The following is a 19,226-nucleotide window of genomic DNA, read 5'->3' as shown; positions in this document are numbered from 1 at the left end:
CCTCGCGATGATCTACCGGTTCCCGTGCGCAATCCTAGCGCCAGGCGTTCAGCCGGCAGCCTGGTCCGACGGCTGAGCGCTAGGGCTTCTGGACTAAGCCGTTCTGGGCAGGCGGCCCCTGGTCGGCCCGGATGATCCGGCCGTTCGCCTCCTGGCCGAGATCGCGGAAGCGTTCGTAGGAGACCGGCTCTCCGCCCCAGATGAAGAGCGGGGCTTTGGTCGGTCCGCGCAGCACATAGGTGTTGCGGTCGAACCGGTTTCCGCCTGTTTCGATGATCCCGAAATTCGGATTGGAAGCGGGAACGTCGCTTGCTCCGCCGGACAGGCCGGAGTTGCCGTCGTAGACAATTTCGTTGTCGTGCACGGCGTTGCGCGCCGTCAGATAGAACAGCTTCTTTTGGCCGTCCTTCAGTCTGGGCTGATCGAGCCGCTCACGGCCCTGGTCGACGATGACGATGCCGGTGCCGCCCGAAGCTACTGTGACCTTGTTGCCGTAGACGCTCACGCCTTCGGACGCCGCGATCTGGATGCCGGCGCCCCAGATCCAGGCGCTGCCCTGCTGGCCGCCGCGTCCGGTCCCGTTCAGGCGAACCGTATTGTTGCGGATGATGGCGTCGAAGCTGATCTCGTAGAAAATGCCGGCGTCCGAATTGCGCTCGACGAGATTGTTCTCGAACAGGACGTTGCGGCAATCGACATCGCACCAGAGCCCCGAGCCGTAATTGTCGTGCACATGGTTGCCGCGCAGCGTCAGGCGCTCGACCTTGCCGGCCTTGACGCCGCCGGCCTCCCAGGCAGCATCGAAGCCGTAGATGTTGTTCTCATAGATCTCATTGTCTTCGATCACGACATCGCTGCCGTTGGGCGAGATGCCGAGCTGGCCATTATGGTGCACCTTGTTGCGGCGGACCATGCTCCTCTCCCCGGTCGCGATCCCGGATCCGCTGTTGAAGCGGACCTCGTTGTCCTCGATCAGCCAGTCGGTGGCGCGGGGATGCTCGTCGCCGAAGATCGCACCCTGCTGGGCGGGGGTCGCGTATTTCTCGACGATCAGGCCTTTGACCGTGACACCGCGCGCGCCCCGGCTGTTGAACGCATAGAGCAGGCGCGCCCGCTCCAGCGTTCGGCCGCGCGGATCGTCCGCGAGATAGCTCAGCCCCGTTGCGGCATCGGAATAGACGCGGCCCGGCTGCAGCTCGGCACGGTCGGAAACCGGCTCCAGCGGTTGGCCATCGAGAAAGAAACGTCGCGGATCGTTGCAGCGGGCGCGATTGGGCAGGCAGGAGCCGAACCGCTTGGTCCCGAACTGCGGCATGGCGGTCACCCAGACGGTGTCCTTCGGGCTGATGTCGGTGATCAGCTCGGCGCCGTTCAGAATGGCGCCGGGCTGACCGATGAAGGTTTGTCGATCTTTTGGCGTGACCAACTGGTCTCGATGAACGCCGGCTGCGATGCAGAAAGTGGCGCCCGGCGCGGCCTTGTCGACAAACGCCTGGATGGAGGCGCCCACCGGCACCAGGATCGAGCCGGATGGGCAATGCGCATTTTCGGCAGCGTCGGAGCGCGAGCTGCCCAGCAATGTCATCGCTCCGAGAAGAGCTGCGCCGGCGAGGTGCGCGCCGCCGCGTGCAGCGCGACCGAAGCGGACCGGCGGCGCGACGATGTGCCAGGCGCGGTAGACCATCAGCGAACCGAAGCCGATCCCGAACAGGATCCAGAAGGGGATGCCGAGCATCGGTCCCTCGAGCGCGACGTCAAAGGAGGCGTCGATGACGATCGAGGCGAGGTAGCAGACCAAGAAGACGAAATAGCGCGCCCAGTCGAGGTCGCCGCGCCGCCAGGCGAGGTGGGCGGCCCGCAGCAGCGCGATCGTCCAGCTGCCGATGGCCAGGAGCCAGAGGGCGAGACCGGGCACGCCGCCCCGCGCGAGATAGGTCATGTGTACGCTGTGAGGGCTGCGCACGATGGGTCCGCCGCGTTCGAGGCCGACGACGAAGCCGTCCGCCTCCGCCAGATTCACGCCGAAGCCCTTGCCGGTCCAGAAGTAGGGGCCGTGGATGGTGTAGTTGCGAATGGCTTGCCACCAGCTCAGCCGCCATTGCTTGGTCCCGTCGAGATTATTGGCGTCGCTCGATCCGGCGACGCTGGCGAGGTTCTCGACCACGGCGGCCGCGCTGATCGGCCGCTCGCCTCGCGGCAGGGCGAGCTCGAAATCGGCGGCGTAGGCCACCATCATGACGAGTGTGAGGGCCATGGTGATGCTGGCGAGGCGACCGATCTGGCCGGTTAGGACCATGCACAAAAGCAGGGGAAGCAGCAGGGCCAGCATGCCGCCGCGGCTCTGGCTGGCCACGAGCAGGGCCGCGCCGAGCGCGGCGACGAGCCAGGTTCGGCTGACCCTGCACAGGCCGACCAGGACGAGAACGAGCGCGCCGCACAGATGCGCGGCGAGTTCGCCGGAGCGCACCGAGATGATCTCGATATTCTGGCCCGGCAGCTTCGGGATATAGGCATTGAAGAAGCGCGCGATCAGATAGAACACGATTGCGATCGGGATGAGCACGCGGGCATGGACGCGAAAATAGCCCATGATCTGCGCGATGCGGATCGGACGCTCCACGATCAGCGCCGCGACGATGAAGGCGAAACCGCCATAGAGCGCGACCGCGCCGTCCCGCAACGCGTCGACCCCGTAGGCACCGATGCCTTGCAGCGTCCGCAGCAGGACCCAGCCCATCAGCAGGGCGGCGCTGAGCGCCGGCACGGTGGTCAGCAGCGCCGCGGTGCAACCCGAGGCGAGGAAGGCGAGCAGGCCGAGCGCGAACAGCATCTCACCGACGAAGAGCGGCGGCAGGCCGAGATAGGCGAAGCTCTTGCCGAAGACGACATAGCCGGCAAAGCCGAGCGCCAGGATCGGCAGGTAGCGGTCGGTCGCCCGCCGGTCAATCGCGGCGCTGGCCGGTGCTCGTGGCATTCCCTTCACGGTCGACCTTTGCTCTGCGCGGCGGCTGCCGTCCCGGGAGCAGCGTAACTCCGGGCCGGGCTGAAGCAGGCTGGGCATCCGAGGTAGCCAGGCCGGCGAGACACCTGGCCAACCTTCCTTCTGGGCAGTCCCTATGCCCAGCGCCGTCAGGACGAGGGCGACGCTAGACTTCGCCCGAGAAGATGCGGCCGGACGATGGCCGGCGGGGGCTCGATGACGTTCAGCGCAGGCAAGATGGGTGGGCATTTCGGCCGGGCGCGACGCGAGCCGGCCAGTGTCGCCTCAGATCAGCGCAGCCCGGGCGAGGTATACGAGGGCAAATGGGCACGCCTGCGGGCAATGCGCGATCCGGCGTTATCCTTTACCGACCAGGCGTTGTCGAGCGCCTGCAATTTCCTGACGACCATCCTGCTTGCTCGCGCGCTCGGGCTCGAAGCCTTCGGCGTCTACACGATGGTCTGGCTCGCGCTCTATCTCGCGATGAGTCTTCAGCTCGGCCTCATCGTCAGCCCGATGATGAGTATCGGCACCAAAGAGCAGGGGGCTGAGGCCGAGGCCTACTACACCGTGGTCTTCCTGCATCAGGCCGGTTACGTCGTCGTCGCGACCGCCGCGATCTTCGCCGCCCTGGTCCTCGCGGCAGGCGCGGACTCAGGCCTGGCCGATGCCGCGCTGCCGGGCGCTATGGCTGCGGCCTCCTATCTGACGCAGGATTTCCTGCGCCGTTACCTGTTCGCCCGCCGGCGGCCCGCCGGAATCCTGCTAATCGACGCGATCAACCAGCTCCTCAAGATCGGTGCGCTCGCAGCCCTCTGGCAGGCGGGGATGATCAGCGTCGCAAATGCGCTATGGGCCGTCGCCGGTGCCGCCACCGTCTCGACGCTGTGCGGACTGAGCATGTCGGGACCGCTGCTGTGGCGCCGGGAGATTCTGATCAGCGTGACCGCGCGGCAATGGCGCTCGGCGCGCTGGCTGGTCCTGACCGGCTCGGTGCAATGGGTGCTGAGCTATAGCGGGCTCCTGGTGACGGCCGGCCTGTTCGGACCGAAGGTGCTCGGCGCGCTCCGGGCGGCGCAGAGCCTGCTCGCCGTACTCAACGTGGTGCGTGAGGCGCTGGAGAACATCGTGCCGCCGATGGCCGGGAAAGCCTTTGCCGAGGGCGGCATGCAAGCTCTCCATCGCACCCTCGGTCGCGCCATGCTGTTCGCCGGACTGACCGGGGGCGCGACGGTTCTCGGTCTCGGCCTGTTCGGCCCCTGGCTGCTGCACCAGCTCTATGGCGGCGAGATCCTCGAATTCGACTGGGTGATCATCTGGTACGCCTTCACCTTCCCCATGGCGCTGACGAGCCTGGTCCTCGGCTGCGCCTTCCGGGCGCTGGAGCGCACGCGGCCCGTCTTCATCGCATCGCTTGTCGGAGGCTGTTTCAGCCTGCTCGCGGTCTATCCGGCCGCGGCGACCTTCGGTGTGGCCGGGCTGATCGCGGTGACCCTCCTGTCGGAACTCGCCGCTCTCGTCGTACTGACTATGCTCGCGCTGCGGGTTCCGGGCCTGCTTGCCCGCCCGCCGGCCGGGCCGGTCGGCGGCCGCATCATGACGGCGTCCTCGCCATGATGCCGCTGCCGCCCTCCCAAGTGCATCTTTGGTGCTGCCGGGTCGATCTTCCTGCGATGGAGGCGGCTGAACGGCGCGGAATCCTCTCGGCTGAGGAGCGTGAGCGTGCCGACCGCTTCCACGACGCCAAGGCGCGGATCGCCTTCATCGTGGCGCGCAACTGGCTGCGGCGCGTCCTGGCGCTCTACGTTCCGATTCCGCCGCCCCGGCTCCGCTTCGGCGAAACGGCGTTCGGCAAGCCGTTCCTCGTGAACGAGTACAGCGGGCGCCCGATCGCGTTCAACCTCAGTCATTCCGGCGAGCTCGCGATCGTCGCGGTCGCCGAGGGCATGCCGGTCGGCGTCGATATCGAGCGGATCAGGCCGGTCTCGGCTGATCTCCTGGCAGGCTGTCTCGCGCCGCGGGAGTTCGCCATGCTCGCGGCCCTGACGCCCGAGCTGCGCGAGGAATCCTTCATCCGCTGCTGGACGCGCAAGGAGGCCTGCCTGAAGGCGATCGGCGTCGGCCTCAACGGCTCGCCGTCGAGCTTCGAGGTCTCGCTCGATCCGTTCAGGGCGCGGCTTCTGACGGTGGAATCCGACCCGGCGGAGGCCGATCTCTGGCAGCTCGCCGATCTGGAACCGGCACCCGGCTATTGCGGCACGCTGGCCGCGCGCCATCGCGGCTGGTCCCCGGTCTGGATGGCCCGGCCCTGATCCTCGACGACTAAAGGCGCCGCGATCAGCCCCGGTTCCGCCCTGTGGCCTCGAGAATCCGTTCGGCCATGGTCCGCGATCCGGCTTCGGAGAAGGCGCCTTCATGGCCTTCGCCGTCGACCGAGAAGCAGGGTGTGCCCGGCGCAAGATGCCCCGCCCAGCCGAGGGTGGCATCCGGCGGCCAGCCGGCCGGGATCGCCCCGCTCCGGAAGACCAGGACGCGCCCGTCATAGTTCGGCAACGCATAGCGCTGGACCAGCGCCTCGAGCTCGTCGGTCGTCCGCCAGAAATCGGCCTCGTCGGCTGCTTCCTCGGCCGGGCGCCAGAAGATCAGTCGCTTCGCCTGCCTGACGGCGGCGGTCGATTGCAGCCAGAACGACATGCGCGTCACGAAGCTGCGTGGCCCGCCCTGCCAGAAGCGCCGCGCGAAGCGGCCGGCACGCTTCAGCCGGAACCAAAGGCGTGCGCCATAGGGCTGCCGCAGGAAGTAGCCGGGCGCCCAGCAGTCGATCAGCATGACCAGATCGACCTGCCTGCCGCTCGCTACCAACTGCTTTGCGACCTCGACGGTGATCACGCCGGAGCGGCAGAAGCCCGCAAGCCGATAGCGGCCATTCGGCTCCGTCGCGATGATCGCTTCGCAATAGGCGGCGGCGAGCTGTTCGATCGAGCTCGGCGCTGCGCCGTTCACCAGCGGGTCAAGCAATTGCAGCGCGACGAAAGGGTGGTCAGGCCCGAGTTCCTGCGCCAGCGGCCGATACAGACGCAGATTATGGGCGGTGTGGTTGAGCGCGAACAAGGTCGGCTGCGTGCCGCTTTTTTGCAACCAGGTCCGGCGCAGGCCCGTCACGTCGATCACCGGCGGCAAGGCCGGGGCCGCCGGCAGCCAGAGCGGCGATGCGATCGGCAGGGAGGTCGGCGCCGGATGCGGCAGCTTCGCGGCCGGGTTGGCGACGAGCGCCTCCGCCAGGCTCTCGAACTGCGCCGCCAGCTCGCTGGCAGTCGCCTCGTCATAGAGGTCGAGATGATACTCGCAGGTCAGGCGCCAGCCTTCCTCGCGCTCGACCAGGATGAAGTTCAGGTCGTAGAGCGCGCCCGGCAAAGGCGATGGAATCCCCGAAAGCTGGAAACTGTCGTTGGCGAGCTCGCCGATGAAGGCGCGCTGGACGATGAAGTTGATCGAGATCGGCGGCCGGCCGGCGTCGCCATGGCTTGGCAGCAGTTCGGTGAGCCTGTCGAACGGCCATTGATGATGATCGACCGCGTCCTCGAAGGTCTCACGCGCCGCTTGGCACAGGTCGAGGAAGCTCTGATCGCCGGAGACCTTGGTCCGCAGTACGAGCGTGTTGACGAAAGGACCGACGATCGCTTCAAGCTCGATGTCGTCCCGGTTCGCCATCTGCGTGCTCAGCACGAGGTCGGACGCGCCGGTGCGTTGCCGAAGCAGGGTCAGGAGAACGGCGTAAGCGACTGAAAAGAAAGTCGTGCCTTCCTTCCGCGCCAGATCGGCGAGGCCCGTGGTCAGGGGGCGGGGAAGCAGCCGCGACAGCGAGGCGGCGTGCGTGCTCCGCGTCGCCGGCCGCGGACGATCGCCCGGCACCTCGACGGCTGGCAGATCGGCGAGCTTGCCTTGCCAATAGGCTTCCTCGCATGCCAGCGCACCGCCTTCCAGGCTGTCCTGGCTGCCTTCGGCGAAGTCGGAATATTGCAGGGGAAGCTCTGAGAGGACCGGTTCGCGGCCGCGGCCCAGCGCCTGATAGGCCGCGACGAAATCCTTGGCGATGAGACCCATCGACCAGCCGTCGCTGACGATGTGATGGGCGACGACCAGGATCACCGCTTCGGCGCGGCTCTTGCGTAGCAGCGTCGCCCGCAGCAAAGGGGCTTCGCCGAGATCGAAGCGCGTGCAGGCTTCGCTCTGGGCGATGCGGTCGGCCTCCCGGGCCCGGCCTGCCTCGGGCAGGCCGGAGAGATCGATCTCCGGCAGCTTGAAAGGAACATGCTCGGCAATTGCCTGGACGGGCCGGCCATCCTCCAGCCGGATCGCCGTTCGCAGGGATTCATGGCGATCGAGCATCGCCTGGAACGCATCCTGCGCCAGTGACGCGTCCAGATGCCCGCGGATCCGCCATTTCACGGCGATGTTGAGCGCTGGTGTGCCCGGATCCCTGGCGTCGATCTCCCAATAGCGCTGCTGCGCTGACGAGCACCTGGCCGTCATTACGATGCGCTCCGGTTCGCGCAGTTGCGGCTCCGGTTCGCGGGTGAACTGATTTGCCATGATCGTTCACCCTCTCTCGCGCTGCGAGGCGGCGCTCGGCTCGTTCGGCTGCTGCGCGCCGTCGCGCGGGCGTCGCCATGGCCGCTTCCAGAACGTCGCGGCAGGCGCGGCCGCTGCGGCCGCGGGCTCATCGGGAAGTGCGGCTGCGACGGCGGCGATGGTCCGGTTCCGGAAGAAATCCCGGGCCGCGACCTTGAGGCCTTCGCGGCGGGCACGGCTGGTGATCTGGAAGATGCTGAGGGAATCTGCGCCGAGATCGAAGAGGTCGTCGTCGACATCGATGTCCTCGCGCCGCAGCACCTCGCTCCAGATCCGGATCAGCGTCTCCTCCACTGGGGTTCGCGGCGCAGCCTTGTCTGCCGCCTTTTCGGTCTTGGGCGCAGCGCTCTGGGCATCCGGCGCCGGCAGCGCGGCACGGTCGAGCTTGCCGCTCGCGTTCAGCGGCAGGGCCGGCAGGCCGACCCAGGCGGTCGGGACCATGTAGTCCGGCAGGTCCTGCGCCAGCGCCGCCCGCAATTCGGCCGGCGGCGGACTGTCCGTATCCATGACGTAGTAGCAGACCAGGCGCGGCTCGCCCGGGACGTCCTCGCGCAGGATCACCGCCGAGACGATGCCGGCTTTGCGGGCGAGGACGGCCTCGATCTCGCCGGGCTCGATGCGGAAGCCGCGCAGCTTCACCTGATGGTCGAGCCGCCCGAGATGCACGATACGGCCGTCGGGGAGATATTTGGCACGGTCGCCGGTGCGGTAGGCCCTGGCGCTGGTGCCCGGATCGACCGGGTTGGCGATGAAGCTCCTGGCGGTGAGCTTGGGATTGTTGGCATAGCCGCGCGCCAGGCCTGCGCCGGCGATCAACAGTTCGCCGGGGATGCCGACGCCGACGGGCTGGTTGTTGTCATCGACGACGTAGAATTGCGTGTTGGCAATCGGCAGGCCGATCGTGACGACCTCGTCCTCCGGCTGGATGCGGGCGACCGAGGACCAGATCGTCGTCTCGGTGGGCCCGTACATGTTCCAGAGCTCGCCGCCGCCTTCGAGCAGCTTGCGTGCGAGGTCGAGCGGCAGCGCTTCGCCGCCGCAGAGCATGCGGAATCCCGGCCGTGAGCGGAAGCCGGCTTCGAGCAGCAGGCGCCAGGTCATCGGCGTCGCCTGCAGCACGTTGGCGCCGCTCTGCTGCAGACGCGCCAGCAATTCGGCGCCGTCCTTGGCTTCATCCGCGGTCGCGATGGCGACGCGGCCGCCCTGGATCAATGGCAGCAGCAATTCCAGCGCGGCGATGTCGAAGGTCACCGTGGTCACGGCGAGCATCGTGTCGGCGCTGGAGAAACCGGGCTCGCGTGCCATGGCTAACAGCAGGTTCGACAGCCCGCCATGGCTGACCTCGACGCCCTTTGGCGCGCCGGTCGAGCCGGAGGTGTAGATCACATAAGCGAGCTGGCCGGGGCCGATCGCCGCCGTCCGGATCCCGGCGAGATTCGCCGTGGTCTGGTCGACATCGATCAGCATGAGGTGCTCGTCCGCCTCGACGATAGCCGGATCTGAAGGTCCCGCGGTCAGGAGCGCGACCGCCTCGGAATCCCGCAGGATCCGCTGGATGCGCGCCTTCGGCATGACCGGATCGAGCGGCACATAGGGGAAGCCCGCCTTGAGCGCGCCGAGCATGCCGGCGACCAGCGCCGGCGAGCGCTCGATCAGGAGGCCGACGCGACTTTCGGGAGTGTCGACGCGCGCGGTCAGCTCGGCGGCGATCCGGTCGGCCCAGGCGTTGAGCGCGGCATAGGAGAGCTGCTGGTCGCCGCATGACACGGCGATCGCCTCGGGCTGCTGCTGGACCTTGCGTTCGAAGGCCTGGATCGTGCCGTCGTCGCTCTGGAGCGTGACCTGGGTGTCGTTGATGTCGGAGACGAGGCGCTGGCGCTCGTCGCCCTCGATCAGCGGCATCGCCGCGATGATCATGTCGGGATTGGCGACGAAGGCGGCGAGCAGCGTACGGTAATGGCCGAGCCAGCGGTCGATCGTCGCCGCGTCGAAGAGATCGGCGCCATAGCAGCAATCGATGCGTAGTCCATCATCGGACTCGCCGATGTTGAAATAGAGATCGAAGGTCGAGAAGGCCTTGGGGTTCGGCTCGGCGCTGGCTTTGATCGCAGGACCGAAGTCGAGATTGCCGGCGAGCCGCTCGAGATTGAACTGCACTTCGACCAGCGGCAATCGCCCGGAGACCGGCGGGACGCGCAGCCGCTTCAACAGGGCGCCGAGCGTGAAGCTCTGATGGTCGTAGGCGTCGAGGACGAGGCGTCCGACCTTGTCGAGATGGGCGCTGAACGGCTCGGCCGGATCGATTCCGCCGCGGATCGGCAGGAAATTGACGCAATGGCCGACGGGCGAGGGGCCTTCGAGCTGCGATTGTCCGGCGGCAGGTACGCCGATGACGAGGTCGCGCTGGCCCGAGAGCCGCAGCAGCAGCACCTGGAAGCCGGCGAAGAGCGTGGCGAAGAGAGTCCGCCGGCGCTTTGCACCCGCCGCCTTCACCTGGCGATAGAGCTCGGCCTCGATGAAGCTCGTGCGCGTGCCGCCATTGAAGCTGCGCGGCGCCTGCCGCGGCCGGTCCGTCGGCAATTCCAGCGGCGCGGGAAGTTCCGCGAACATCTTGGCCCAGTAGGCCGCTGCTTCCTCCGTGCGCGGGTCCTCGCGGGCTGCTGTTGCATAGTCCGCGAAGGGCATCGCTTCCGGCAGTGCGTCGATGTTTGAGCGATAGGCCGTTGCGATCTCGTCGAGCAGGATATTGGTCGACCAGCCGTCGCAGACGATGTGATGCGCCGACAGGATCAGCACATGCTTCCGCTCGCCGAGCCGGATGATTTCGGCTTCGGCCACTGGCCCTTGCACGAGATCGTAGGGGCGGCTGGCATAGGCTTCGATCCTGGCCTGCAGCGTGGCCTGCGGGTCGCACTCGCCGCGCAGGTCGCTGATCGCGACAGGGAACGTTCCAGAGGACGAGACCTGCATCGTCTCGCCATCGGGTGAGAAGCGCGCATTGAGGATCGCGTGCCGGCCGGCGACCCGCCTGATCGTTTCGGCGAGGCGCAGCGCATCGACATCGCCGTCGAGCGTCAGGCTGACGGATTCGTTGAAGGCGGCGCTGGCCTCGGGGCCGGTCTGGTCCGACAGCCAGATCTCGGTCTGGGCCTCGGTCAGCGGAAGCTCGATCTCCGAAGGCGCAGCTGGCATGTCCGGCGGCAGGCTTTCGGCTGCGGCTCCAGGCAGCATTCCGTCCCGGCGCATCAAAGCGAGGCAGTCTTGGAACGCAGCGATGATCGCCGCGATCTCGGCGTCGCCGTGCTGGGTCGTCAGGAAGCAGGGATAGTGCTCCTGGATGAAGATGCCGCGGGCGCGCAGATGGTAGTGCAGCAGGCTGCCGAGCCGGTGATCGCGGCCGGGCTCGAAATAGGCGACACTGCCATAGCTCTCGATCGGCACGTCCCAGCCGACCTTGGCGAAGGCGCGCCGCAGCGCCTCGACGAGGCCCTGCATGCGCTGCGTAAGGGCGTCGGTCAGCGCCGGCCCCTTTTCCTTGATGTGCCGGAGCACCGCGACCGTCGCCGCCAGCGCCAGCGGATGCCTGACGAAGGTCCCGGCGAAGAAGGTGACGCCGACCTCGGGAACGCTGTCGTCGCCGAAGCGCCAGGCGCCGCCATCGAGCGCATCCATGAAGCGCGGGGTGCCTGCCAGCAGGCCGACCGGCAGGCCGCCGCCGACGACTTTGCCATAGGTAGCGAGGTCCGGCTTGATGCCGAGCAGGGCCTGCACGCCGGCTGGATGGACGCGGAAGCCGGTGACGACCTCGTCGAGGACCAGCGCGCTGCCGGCCTGCTCAGTGATGGCGCGCAACTCCTTGAGGAACGCCACCGGGAGATAGCCCGGTCGGCGGCTCTGCACCGGCTCGACCAGGACGGCGGCGAGCTCATGCGCGTGCTCGCGCAGCCAGGCGAGGCTCTCATCGGTGCCGTAGTCGAGGATGGTCATGCGCCCGACGGCCTCGGCCGGAATGCCCGGAGCCGCCGGCACCGAGCGGTGCTGCTCGCCGACGCCACGGACCAGAACTTCGTCGAACTGGCCGTGATAAGCGCCTGAGAATGCGACGATTCTGTCCCGGCCGGTGACGGTGCGGGCGACCCGCATCGCCGCCATCACCGCTTCGGAGCCGGTGTTGCAGAAGGCGACCCGGGCATGGCCGGTCAGTTCGCAGAACAGCGTCGAGGCCTCATGTGCCAGCGGCGATTGCGGCCCGATCGCGAAGCCGTCATTCAGCTGCGCCTGGACCGCCTCGACGACGAAATCCGGCGCATGGCCGAAGGCGGTCTGGCCGTAGCCATTGACGAGGTCGATATAGACGTTGCCGTCGACGTCCCAGATCCGGGCCCCTTTCGCCCGGGCGGAGACGATCGGATAGACCATTTCCTTCCAGTCGGCCGCGAAGCCGGAAACGGTGCGCGGATCGGCCAGGACCGGTCGGTGCTGGTCGGCGAGGCGCTTCGAGGTCGCGGTCTTGCCGACATAAAGCTTGGTCAGCCGGGCGATATGCGCCCGCTGGGCTTCGGTAAGCGTTTCGCTGCCGGTGCGGATCAGGGGCTTGAACCGGGCAGTCGAGCCGGATGCGGCGCTTGCGGCCGGGGAAGCCGACGCTGGCTTAGACGGCGCAGCCGCCGGCGGCTGCGGGGCGGGCGAGAGCTGCAAGGCCGGCGTTACGGCTGCGATGGCCGGCGCTGCGGGTTGCCCGCTCAGGGTCTGGAGCTGGCGCTCCATCAGGCGCGACATCACGTCGAGCTGCTCGCGCATCAGCGCATCGAGGCCCGAGCCGGAGGGCCGTTCGGCCAGGATGGTGGCAGCAGGCGCGACGGCAACAGGACCTGTCGTGGCAACAGCTGGTGCGGCGGCTTGCACAGGGGCAACCGGCTTCGCGGCCTCCTGCGGGCAAAGCTCGGCGATATGGCGCGTGACGTCGTCGACGCTCGGCAGGTCGTCGAGCAATTGGCGGAAGCGGATCTGAACCCCGAAGGCCGTCTGCAGGCCCTGCGCGGCTTGGGTCAGCAGGAGCGAGTCGAAGCCGAGCTCGAGGAAGCTCGCGCCGGTCTCGTCCGCGCCGAAAGCGCGCCCGGACAGGTTCTCGAAGATCGCCGCGACCCGGCCGCCGAGCTCCGAACGGCCCAGGGGGATGTCGGTGTCAGCGTGGGAAGCCATGGCCGGTTCCTGCTCGGGTTGGGTAGTAGGCAGAGCTTGAATGGGGGCGGCCGCGGGCACGGCCGCTATCGCGGTGGCGGAGACGGCGGGTGCCTCGACCCAGTGCCGGCTGCGTTCGAATGGATAGGTCGGCAGCGAGACGCGGCGTGGCTGGCCGCCGGCCTGATAGGCCGACCAGTCGGGCGCGATTCCGGCGGTCCAGAGGCGGCCGAGCGCAGCGGCGAGCATGCCCTCGGCATCGCCCTGCGCATCGGGCAGGCAGGAGATGGCGGCCCGGCCCGCACCAGCGCCTTGCAACGCGAAACTGGCCAGTGCGGCGCCGGGTCCCACTTCGAGCAATATGGGCGAGAGGCTGCGCGCCAGCGTCGCGATGCCGTCGGCAAAGCGCACGGGCTCGCGGGCGTGCCGCGCCCAATAAGACGGATCGGTGGTCTGTGCGGCGCTGACCCAGTCACCGGTCACGCCGGAGATATAAGGCAGCTCCGGCGCATTGAGGCGAATGGCTGCGACCGCCTCGGTGAACGGCTCGATCAGCGGGTCGATCATGGCCGAGTGGAAGGCATGTGAAGTCTGCAGGCGGCGATGCGTCACCCCGCGCTGCGCCAGCTCGGCTTCCAGTGCCTCGATCGCGTCGAACGGCCCGGCGAGCACGCCCATGCCTGGCGCATTCACCGCCGCCACGCTGGTGCCGTCCCGCGCCAGCGCCGCGATCTCGGCATCGGGCAGGCGCACGGCCAGCATGGCGCCGCCGGGCAGCTCCTGCATCATCCGGCCGCGCCTGGCGACGAGCAAGAGGGCGTCTTCGAGCGAGAACACGCCGGCGAGGCAGGCGGCGGCGAACTCGCCGACGCTGTGGCCGATCATGGCGACGGGCTGCAGCCCCCAGCTCATCAGCAGTTGCGCCAGCGCGTACTCGAGCGTGAAGATCGCCGGCTGGGCGAGCAGCGTCGCCGAGAGCTTTTCCGGATCGCCGCCATTGCTCGGATAGAGCAGGCTGCGCAGGTCGAGCCCGAGCTCGGGCTTCAGCAGCTCGCAGCAGAGATCGACGGTCCGGCGGAAGACCGGCTCGCCGGCATAGAGCTCCCGCGCCATCTGCGGGTATTGCGAGCCCTGGCCGGGAAACATGAAGACGAGATCGCCGGCGCCGGTCACTGCGGCAGAGCGTTCGGTGTTCTGCTTGCGCAAGGCAACGGCGGCCTCGGCGTGATCGCCGGCGACCACGGCGAGACGGTGCGGGAAGGGCCGTCGCCCCGCTTGCAAGGTGAAGGCGATGTCGGCGAGGCTCTGCTCGGGGTGCGCTTCGATATGCTCCGCCAGCCTGTCCCGCGCCTGCCCGAGCGCCGCGGCGCTGCGGGCCGAAAGCGTCAGCAGTTGGTTGCGGCGGGCTGGCGCCACGGTTTCGCCCGCGGGGGCCTGCTCCAGCACGAGATGGACATTGGTTCCGCCGAAGCCGAAGGCGCTGACGCCGGCCCGGCGTGGTCCGCGCTGTTCGGGCCATTCCTGCCTGTGGTCGGCGATGAAGAACGGGCTGTCGGGCAGCTCCAGCGCCGGATTCGGCTGCGTGACGTGCAGGCTCGCCGGCAGCACCCCGTTCTTCACCGCGAGCGAGGCCTTGATCAGCCCCGTCACACCGGCGGCGGCGTCGAGATGGCCGATATTGGACTTGATCGAGCCGAGCCCGCAGAACCCGCGATCCTCTGTCGTCAGCCGGAAGGCGGCGGTGAGACCGGCGACCTCGATCGGGTCGCCCATCGGCGTGCCGGTGCCGTGGCATTCGACATAGCCGATCGAGCGCGCATCGATATCGGCGGCGGCATGCGCCATGGCGATCGCCGCGGCCTGGCCGTCGACGCTCGGCGCGGTGAAGCCGACCTTGCCGGCGCCGTCATTGTTGACGCCGGCACCACGAATGACGGCGTAGATCTGGTCGCGATCGGCGACCGCATCTTCAAGCCGCTTCAGCACGACGAGTCCGGCGCCGCTGCCGAAGATCGTGCCGCTGGCGCTGGCGTCGAAGGCACGGCAATGGCCGTCCGTCGAGACGATGCCACCCTCCTGAGCGAGATAGCCGCGCCGTTGCGGGAAGGTGATCGAGACGCCGCCGGCCAGGGCCATGTCGCAGCCATGGCAGAGCAGGTTCTGCACGGCCTGGGCGACGGCGAGCAGGGAGGTTGAGCAGGCGGACTGCACGGCGACGCAGGGGCCGGTGAGGCCGAGCTTGTAGCCGATCCGCGTCGCGGTGAAATCCGCAGCCGAGCCGACCAGCAGCGGCAGGTTGCCGATCTGGAAGCCCGAGGTGTAGTCGGCGATCGCCGAGCGGTCGTGCAGCAGGTTCTGCAGCAGATAGGTGCTGGAGGTGGCGCCGGCGAAGACGCCGATGCACTGGCCAGGCACTGCGGGGTCGTAGCCGGCATCCTCCAGGGCTTCCCAGGCGCATTCGAGCAGCAGGCGCTGCTGCGGATCGGTGAGCGCGGCCTCGCGTGGCATCATGCCGAAGAAGGGTGCGTCGAACTGGTCGACGCCATCGAGCACGGGCTTAGCCGCAACGAAGTTCGGGAGCGCGCGCGTCGCAGCGTCGAAAGCGTCCTCGAGTTCGGCGGGATCGAACCTCGTGATCGACTCCACGCCATCAAGCAGGTTCTGCCAGAGCGTGCCGACATTCGGTGCGCCGGGGAAGCGGCCGGCCAGGCCGATGATCGCGATGGCGCGCTCGGGAAGTTGGTCAGTCATGCGAACCGCCTATCGACGTGCCTTCTGGGAAGGATGCGGACAGGCCACGCGAGCGCAGGCCGCGTTCGCGTGCCGCCGCGAGGCTGCCGAGAACGCTGGGCTTCTGTGGCGTCAGATGGCCGGCCAGCGCCCGCACATTCGGATAGCGGTAGAGGTCGACCAGAACGAACCAGGGCAGGTCCCGAACGAGGCGCCGGTGCAGTTCGGCGACGAGCAGGGAATTGCCGCCGAGATCGAAGAAATTGTCGTCGATGCCGACGATGTCGATCTGGAAGATGTCGGCGACGGCGTCGGCGAACCGCCGTTCCATGGCATTGCGGGGCGCAGCATAGGGCGCGGCTGTCTCCGGCCGGGCGCGGCCGGGCGCCGGCAGTGCGGCACGGTCGAGCTTGCCGTTCACGGTCAGGGGGATCTCGGGCACGAAGACGAAGGCCGCCGGCACCATATGCGCCGGCAGGGTCTCGCCGAGGCGAGCCTTCAGCGCCGCGGCCGAGGGGCGTTCCGTGCCATCGGCCACGAGATAGCCGACGAGCCGCTCGTTGCCGTCGTCGGATCGAAGCAACACGGCGGCCTGCCCGATACCGGGATGGGCCATCAGCGCTGTCTCGATCTCGCCCAGCTCGACGCGAAAACCGCGGATCTTCACCTGCTGGTCGGCCCGCCCGAGATATTCGTAATCGTCCTCGTCGACCTGGCGGGCGAGATCACCCGAGCGGTAGAGCCGGGCGCCGGGCTCGTCCGGATGCGGCACGAAGCGCGCAGCGTTGAGTTCTGGCCGATTGAGATAGCCGCGCGCCAGCCCCGCGCCGGCGACGAAGATCTCGCCGATCTCGCCGCGCGGCACCGGGCGCATGGTCTCGCCGTCGAGCAGCAGCAGCTTGAGGTCTGGGATCGCCCGCCCGATCAGGCTCGACCGCTGTTCCGTATCCGTGGGGGAGAGCGGACGATAGGTGACGTGCACCGTCGTCTCCGTGATCCCGTACATGTTGACGAGATGGGCATGCTCGCCGCGGCGCTGGTACCAGCCGGCGAGGCGGCGCGGATCGAGCGCTTCGCCGCCGAAGATCACCAGCCGCAGTGAGAGCTGGTCGCGTCCGCCGCGGTCATGATCGGCGCGGTCGAGGGCAGCGAAAGCCGACGGTGTCTGGTTGAGCACCGTTACGCCCTCGTCGGCGAGCAGCCGCAAAAAAGCGGCGGGGTCTCGCGTCGTGCTCTCCGGCACGATCACGAGACGCCCGCCGTGAAGCAGCGCCCCCCAGATCTCCCAGACCGAGAAGTCGAACGAGACGGAGTGGAACAGGGTCCAGACATCGCCGGGCCGGAAGCCGAACCAGCCATCCGTCGCACTGAAGAGCCGTGTGACCGCCGCATGTTCGATGGCGACGCCCTTCGGCTTGCCGGTCGAGCCAGAGGTGTAGATCACATAGGCGAGATCGCTGGCCGCAGCCGCGCGCCGTGTCGGCGAAGGGGTCGCCTTGGAGCCTTCGGCCTGATGCGGATCGATCCGTTGCCGGCCGGGCGGCAGCCAGTCGGCGCGCTCGGAGGCGATTATCAGCAAGGCATTGGCATCCTCGACCATGAAGGCGAGGCGCTCGCCCGGATAGGCCGGGTCGAGCGGCAGATAGCCGGCTCCGCTCTTCAGGATCGCGACCAGCGCGACGATGAGGTCGAGCGAGCGCGGCAGGCAGAGCCCGACCATTGCGCCGGGGCCGGCGCCCAACATGGTCAGCTGCCCGGCCAGTTTTTCGGCGCGCGCATCGAGGTCGGCATAGGAGAGATGGGTCGCGCCGAATGACAAGGCGACGGCACGCGGCCGGGCCGCGACTTGCGCGGCAAAGAGATCGACCAGGGTCGCCGGCGCGGCTGGCGCGCTTTGTGGCGCTTCCTGCCGGGCGACTTGTGGGCGGGCGACTCCGGCGAGATCGGGAGCGGCGGACGCCCGGGGCCGGCTACGACGCGGGGCCTGGCGGGCAGCTTTCCTGTCGATGGTCTGTGTCATGCAGGGAAGGCTATGCGCCAAGCCCCCCCGACAACATTGGAGCAGGTGGAGTAACGCCATTCTCCCACGGGGTAGGGGCACGGGGCGGGGATGACGCATGCCAAACGCGCTCAGCCGGGCGAAGCATGCCCGAAAGGGCCGTGGATGCGGGGGCGTGGTGCGGGGACGTCAGGATCCTGGATCATCGCGCGTCCGAATGGACGCGATCACGATGATCTATCACTCTGTTATCACGTCGGATTTTTCCGAAAAGTGGATCTCACTTTTCGGTCGGATGCGGTAGCTGGAAGTAGAGCCCTGAATAGGTTTCGACATGGCATTCCGGATGGAAAGGCACATCGAGGCTGCGGGGCTTCTCCCAGGAATCCACGAGCTCATAGCCGAGCGCGAGCAGGCCATCGATGAAGCCGGTGCGCGCCGGAACGCTGTAGGGGCAGAACGAGACCTCGCCCGTTCGCGTGATCACCGACTGGATCGTCACGAATGAGTGTCGCGCGTGGAGCGGCGTGCGCTGGACGATCAGATGCCGGGGGCGCTTCGGCCAGGCCTTCAGCCGCTCGTGCAGATAGTTCTCCGGCAGGTATTGCAGCGAACCCGCTGCGAGCAGGATCTCCATGCCGCAGCCGTCGTCGACGCTGTTGGTGAAGCGCAGGCGTGGCGTGGGCTGCCGTGCGGCTATCGCCTGTCCTGCCCGGGTGATGTGCGGCAGGTCGAAGACGGTCCAGCGGAAGTCATCGGGAAAGCCGAGATACCGATCGTATTGGCGGAAGGCGTGCCCGACATAGCCACCGAGATCGAGCAGCGTCCGGGCGCCTTCGTCGAGCGCGCCGCGCAGCCAGAACAGCAAAGGGTACTCGGTCGCCGGCATCGGCTCGATTCCGCCGGCCATGGTGGTGTAGTGGTCGATGTCCGCCATCGCGTCATGATCGAAGCCGGACAGGCCCGTCGGCAAGGCGCGCTCGGCCGCCTCGAAGCCGGCAAACCTGCCGCTGTAGCCGCAGTGATAGCGACCGGCGCGAAAGCGGGCCTCGTAGAGCTTCCGGCGAAGCTGGGCGATGCCGGGCCAGTGCGCCGAGGCCGTGCGGGCCGTCAGGCGCAGGCTCTGTTTCCATGTGGCGCTGGCGGACATCGCTCAGGCCTCGCCGGCGCGTTTCGCCTCGGGGCGAGGGCTCGGTTTCAGGAGCGGCGCCTTGCCGCGCGGCGAGACCTCGGCGGTGCCGGCCCGCTCGGGCCGCGGCGCGAAGCCCAGCAGCCTGGCGGCAGGCGTGGCGAAAAGCACGGCCAGGACGAGCAGCAGCAGGGCGACGGTCGCCCGCAGGCGGGAAGGGGCCGGCGCGCTGTGCGAGGCGGGTGTGGAAGAGGTCGAGGATTGTGCAGCCTTGTTCGGATTTGGCGGGGGTGATGCCCGCCGCGCGGGTGCACCGAACACGGCCTTGGTCAGCTCCGCGCCGCCTTCGTCGATAGCGAGCCAGTGCTTCGCGAAGGCGGAGTTCCGGACCGCCGGAAGCAAGGGGGCGGTGCGTGCGCTGCTGCCATCATCCCGGCTGTGCTTCTCCGAACTCGTCAAGACTGCCTCCGTCCTGGCCGGGAGAGGGCTTGCTCTCGCCCTCGCCTCGAGATCGCCCGATCATTGAACTGGATCGCGCTCGGCGTCGTCGACAGCTGCCCTTTCAGGCATGGCGG

Annotated in this window: 8 protein-coding genes; 2 read left to right on the top strand and 6 right to left on the bottom strand. The window is 68.2% G+C overall.

Features of this window, described 5'->3' with window-relative positions; translation table 11 throughout:
* Positions 1-79: 79 nt before the first annotated feature.
* A complete protein-coding gene (locus V7S63_RS02805) occupies positions 80-2,974 on the bottom strand; it encodes a right-handed parallel beta-helix repeat-containing protein (RefSeq protein WP_336529135.1) in 2,895 nt (964 codons plus the stop codon).
* A 222-nt stretch (positions 2,975-3,196) separates the two neighbouring features.
* On the opposite strand from V7S63_RS02805, the gene V7S63_RS02800 reads away from it, so the two are divergent.
* Together V7S63_RS02800 and V7S63_RS02795 are read left to right on the top strand one after the other, a co-directional pair.
* Positions 3,197-4,597, top strand: a complete 1,401-nt coding sequence (locus V7S63_RS02800) for a lipopolysaccharide biosynthesis protein (protein ID WP_336529134.1) — start codon at positions 3,197-3,199, stop codon at positions 4,595-4,597.
* Positions 4,594-5,292, top strand: a complete 699-nt coding sequence (locus tag V7S63_RS02795; protein ID WP_336529133.1) for a 4'-phosphopantetheinyl transferase family protein — start codon at positions 4,594-4,596, stop codon at positions 5,290-5,292. Before V7S63_RS02800 ends, V7S63_RS02795 begins: the two co-directional genes overlap by 4 nt.
* A gap of 25 nt (positions 5,293-5,317) precedes the next feature.
* Here V7S63_RS02795 and V7S63_RS02790 read toward each other — a convergent pair whose 3' ends face one another.
* From V7S63_RS02790 to V7S63_RS02770, 5 genes are all read right to left on the bottom strand, one after another.
* The gene (locus V7S63_RS02790; protein WP_336529132.1) at positions 5,318-7,573 is read right to left on the bottom strand and encodes a condensation domain-containing protein; all 2,256 of its coding nucleotides are present in this window, start codon (positions 7,571-7,573) and stop codon (positions 5,318-5,320) included.
* Between the two features lie 6 nt (positions 7,574-7,579).
* Positions 7,580-15,544 (bottom strand): hybrid non-ribosomal peptide synthetase/type I polyketide synthase, encoded by a 7,965-nt coding sequence (locus V7S63_RS02785; RefSeq protein ID WP_336529131.1) that lies wholly within the window; start codon positions 15,542-15,544, stop codon positions 7,580-7,582.
* Positions 15,537-17,543, bottom strand: coding sequence for an amino acid adenylation domain-containing protein (locus V7S63_RS02780; protein WP_336529130.1), 2,007 nt, complete (start codon positions 17,541-17,543; stop codon positions 15,537-15,539). The genes V7S63_RS02785 and V7S63_RS02780 overlap by 8 nt, the downstream gene beginning before the upstream one ends.
* A gap of 259 nt (positions 17,544-17,802) precedes the next feature.
* Positions 17,803-18,672: a methyltransferase, TIGR04325 family gene (locus V7S63_RS02775; RefSeq protein ID WP_336529129.1), complete on the bottom strand. Its 870-nt coding sequence runs from the start codon at positions 18,670-18,672 to the stop codon at positions 17,803-17,805.
* Positions 18,673-18,675: 3 nt separating this feature from the next.
* A complete protein-coding gene (locus V7S63_RS02770) occupies positions 18,676-19,110 on the bottom strand; it encodes a hypothetical protein (RefSeq protein WP_336529128.1) in 435 nt (144 codons plus the stop codon).
* Positions 19,111-19,226: the final 116 nt, after the last annotated feature.

The sequence above is a fragment of the Allobosea sp. CCNWLY174 genome (assembly GCF_037120455.1).
GTDB classification, from domain to species: domain Bacteria; phylum Pseudomonadota; class Alphaproteobacteria; order Rhizobiales; family Beijerinckiaceae; genus Allobosea; species Allobosea lupini.
Note: the sequence above shows the minus strand (reverse complement) of the source record. Positions and strands in the feature narration are given on the sequence as shown.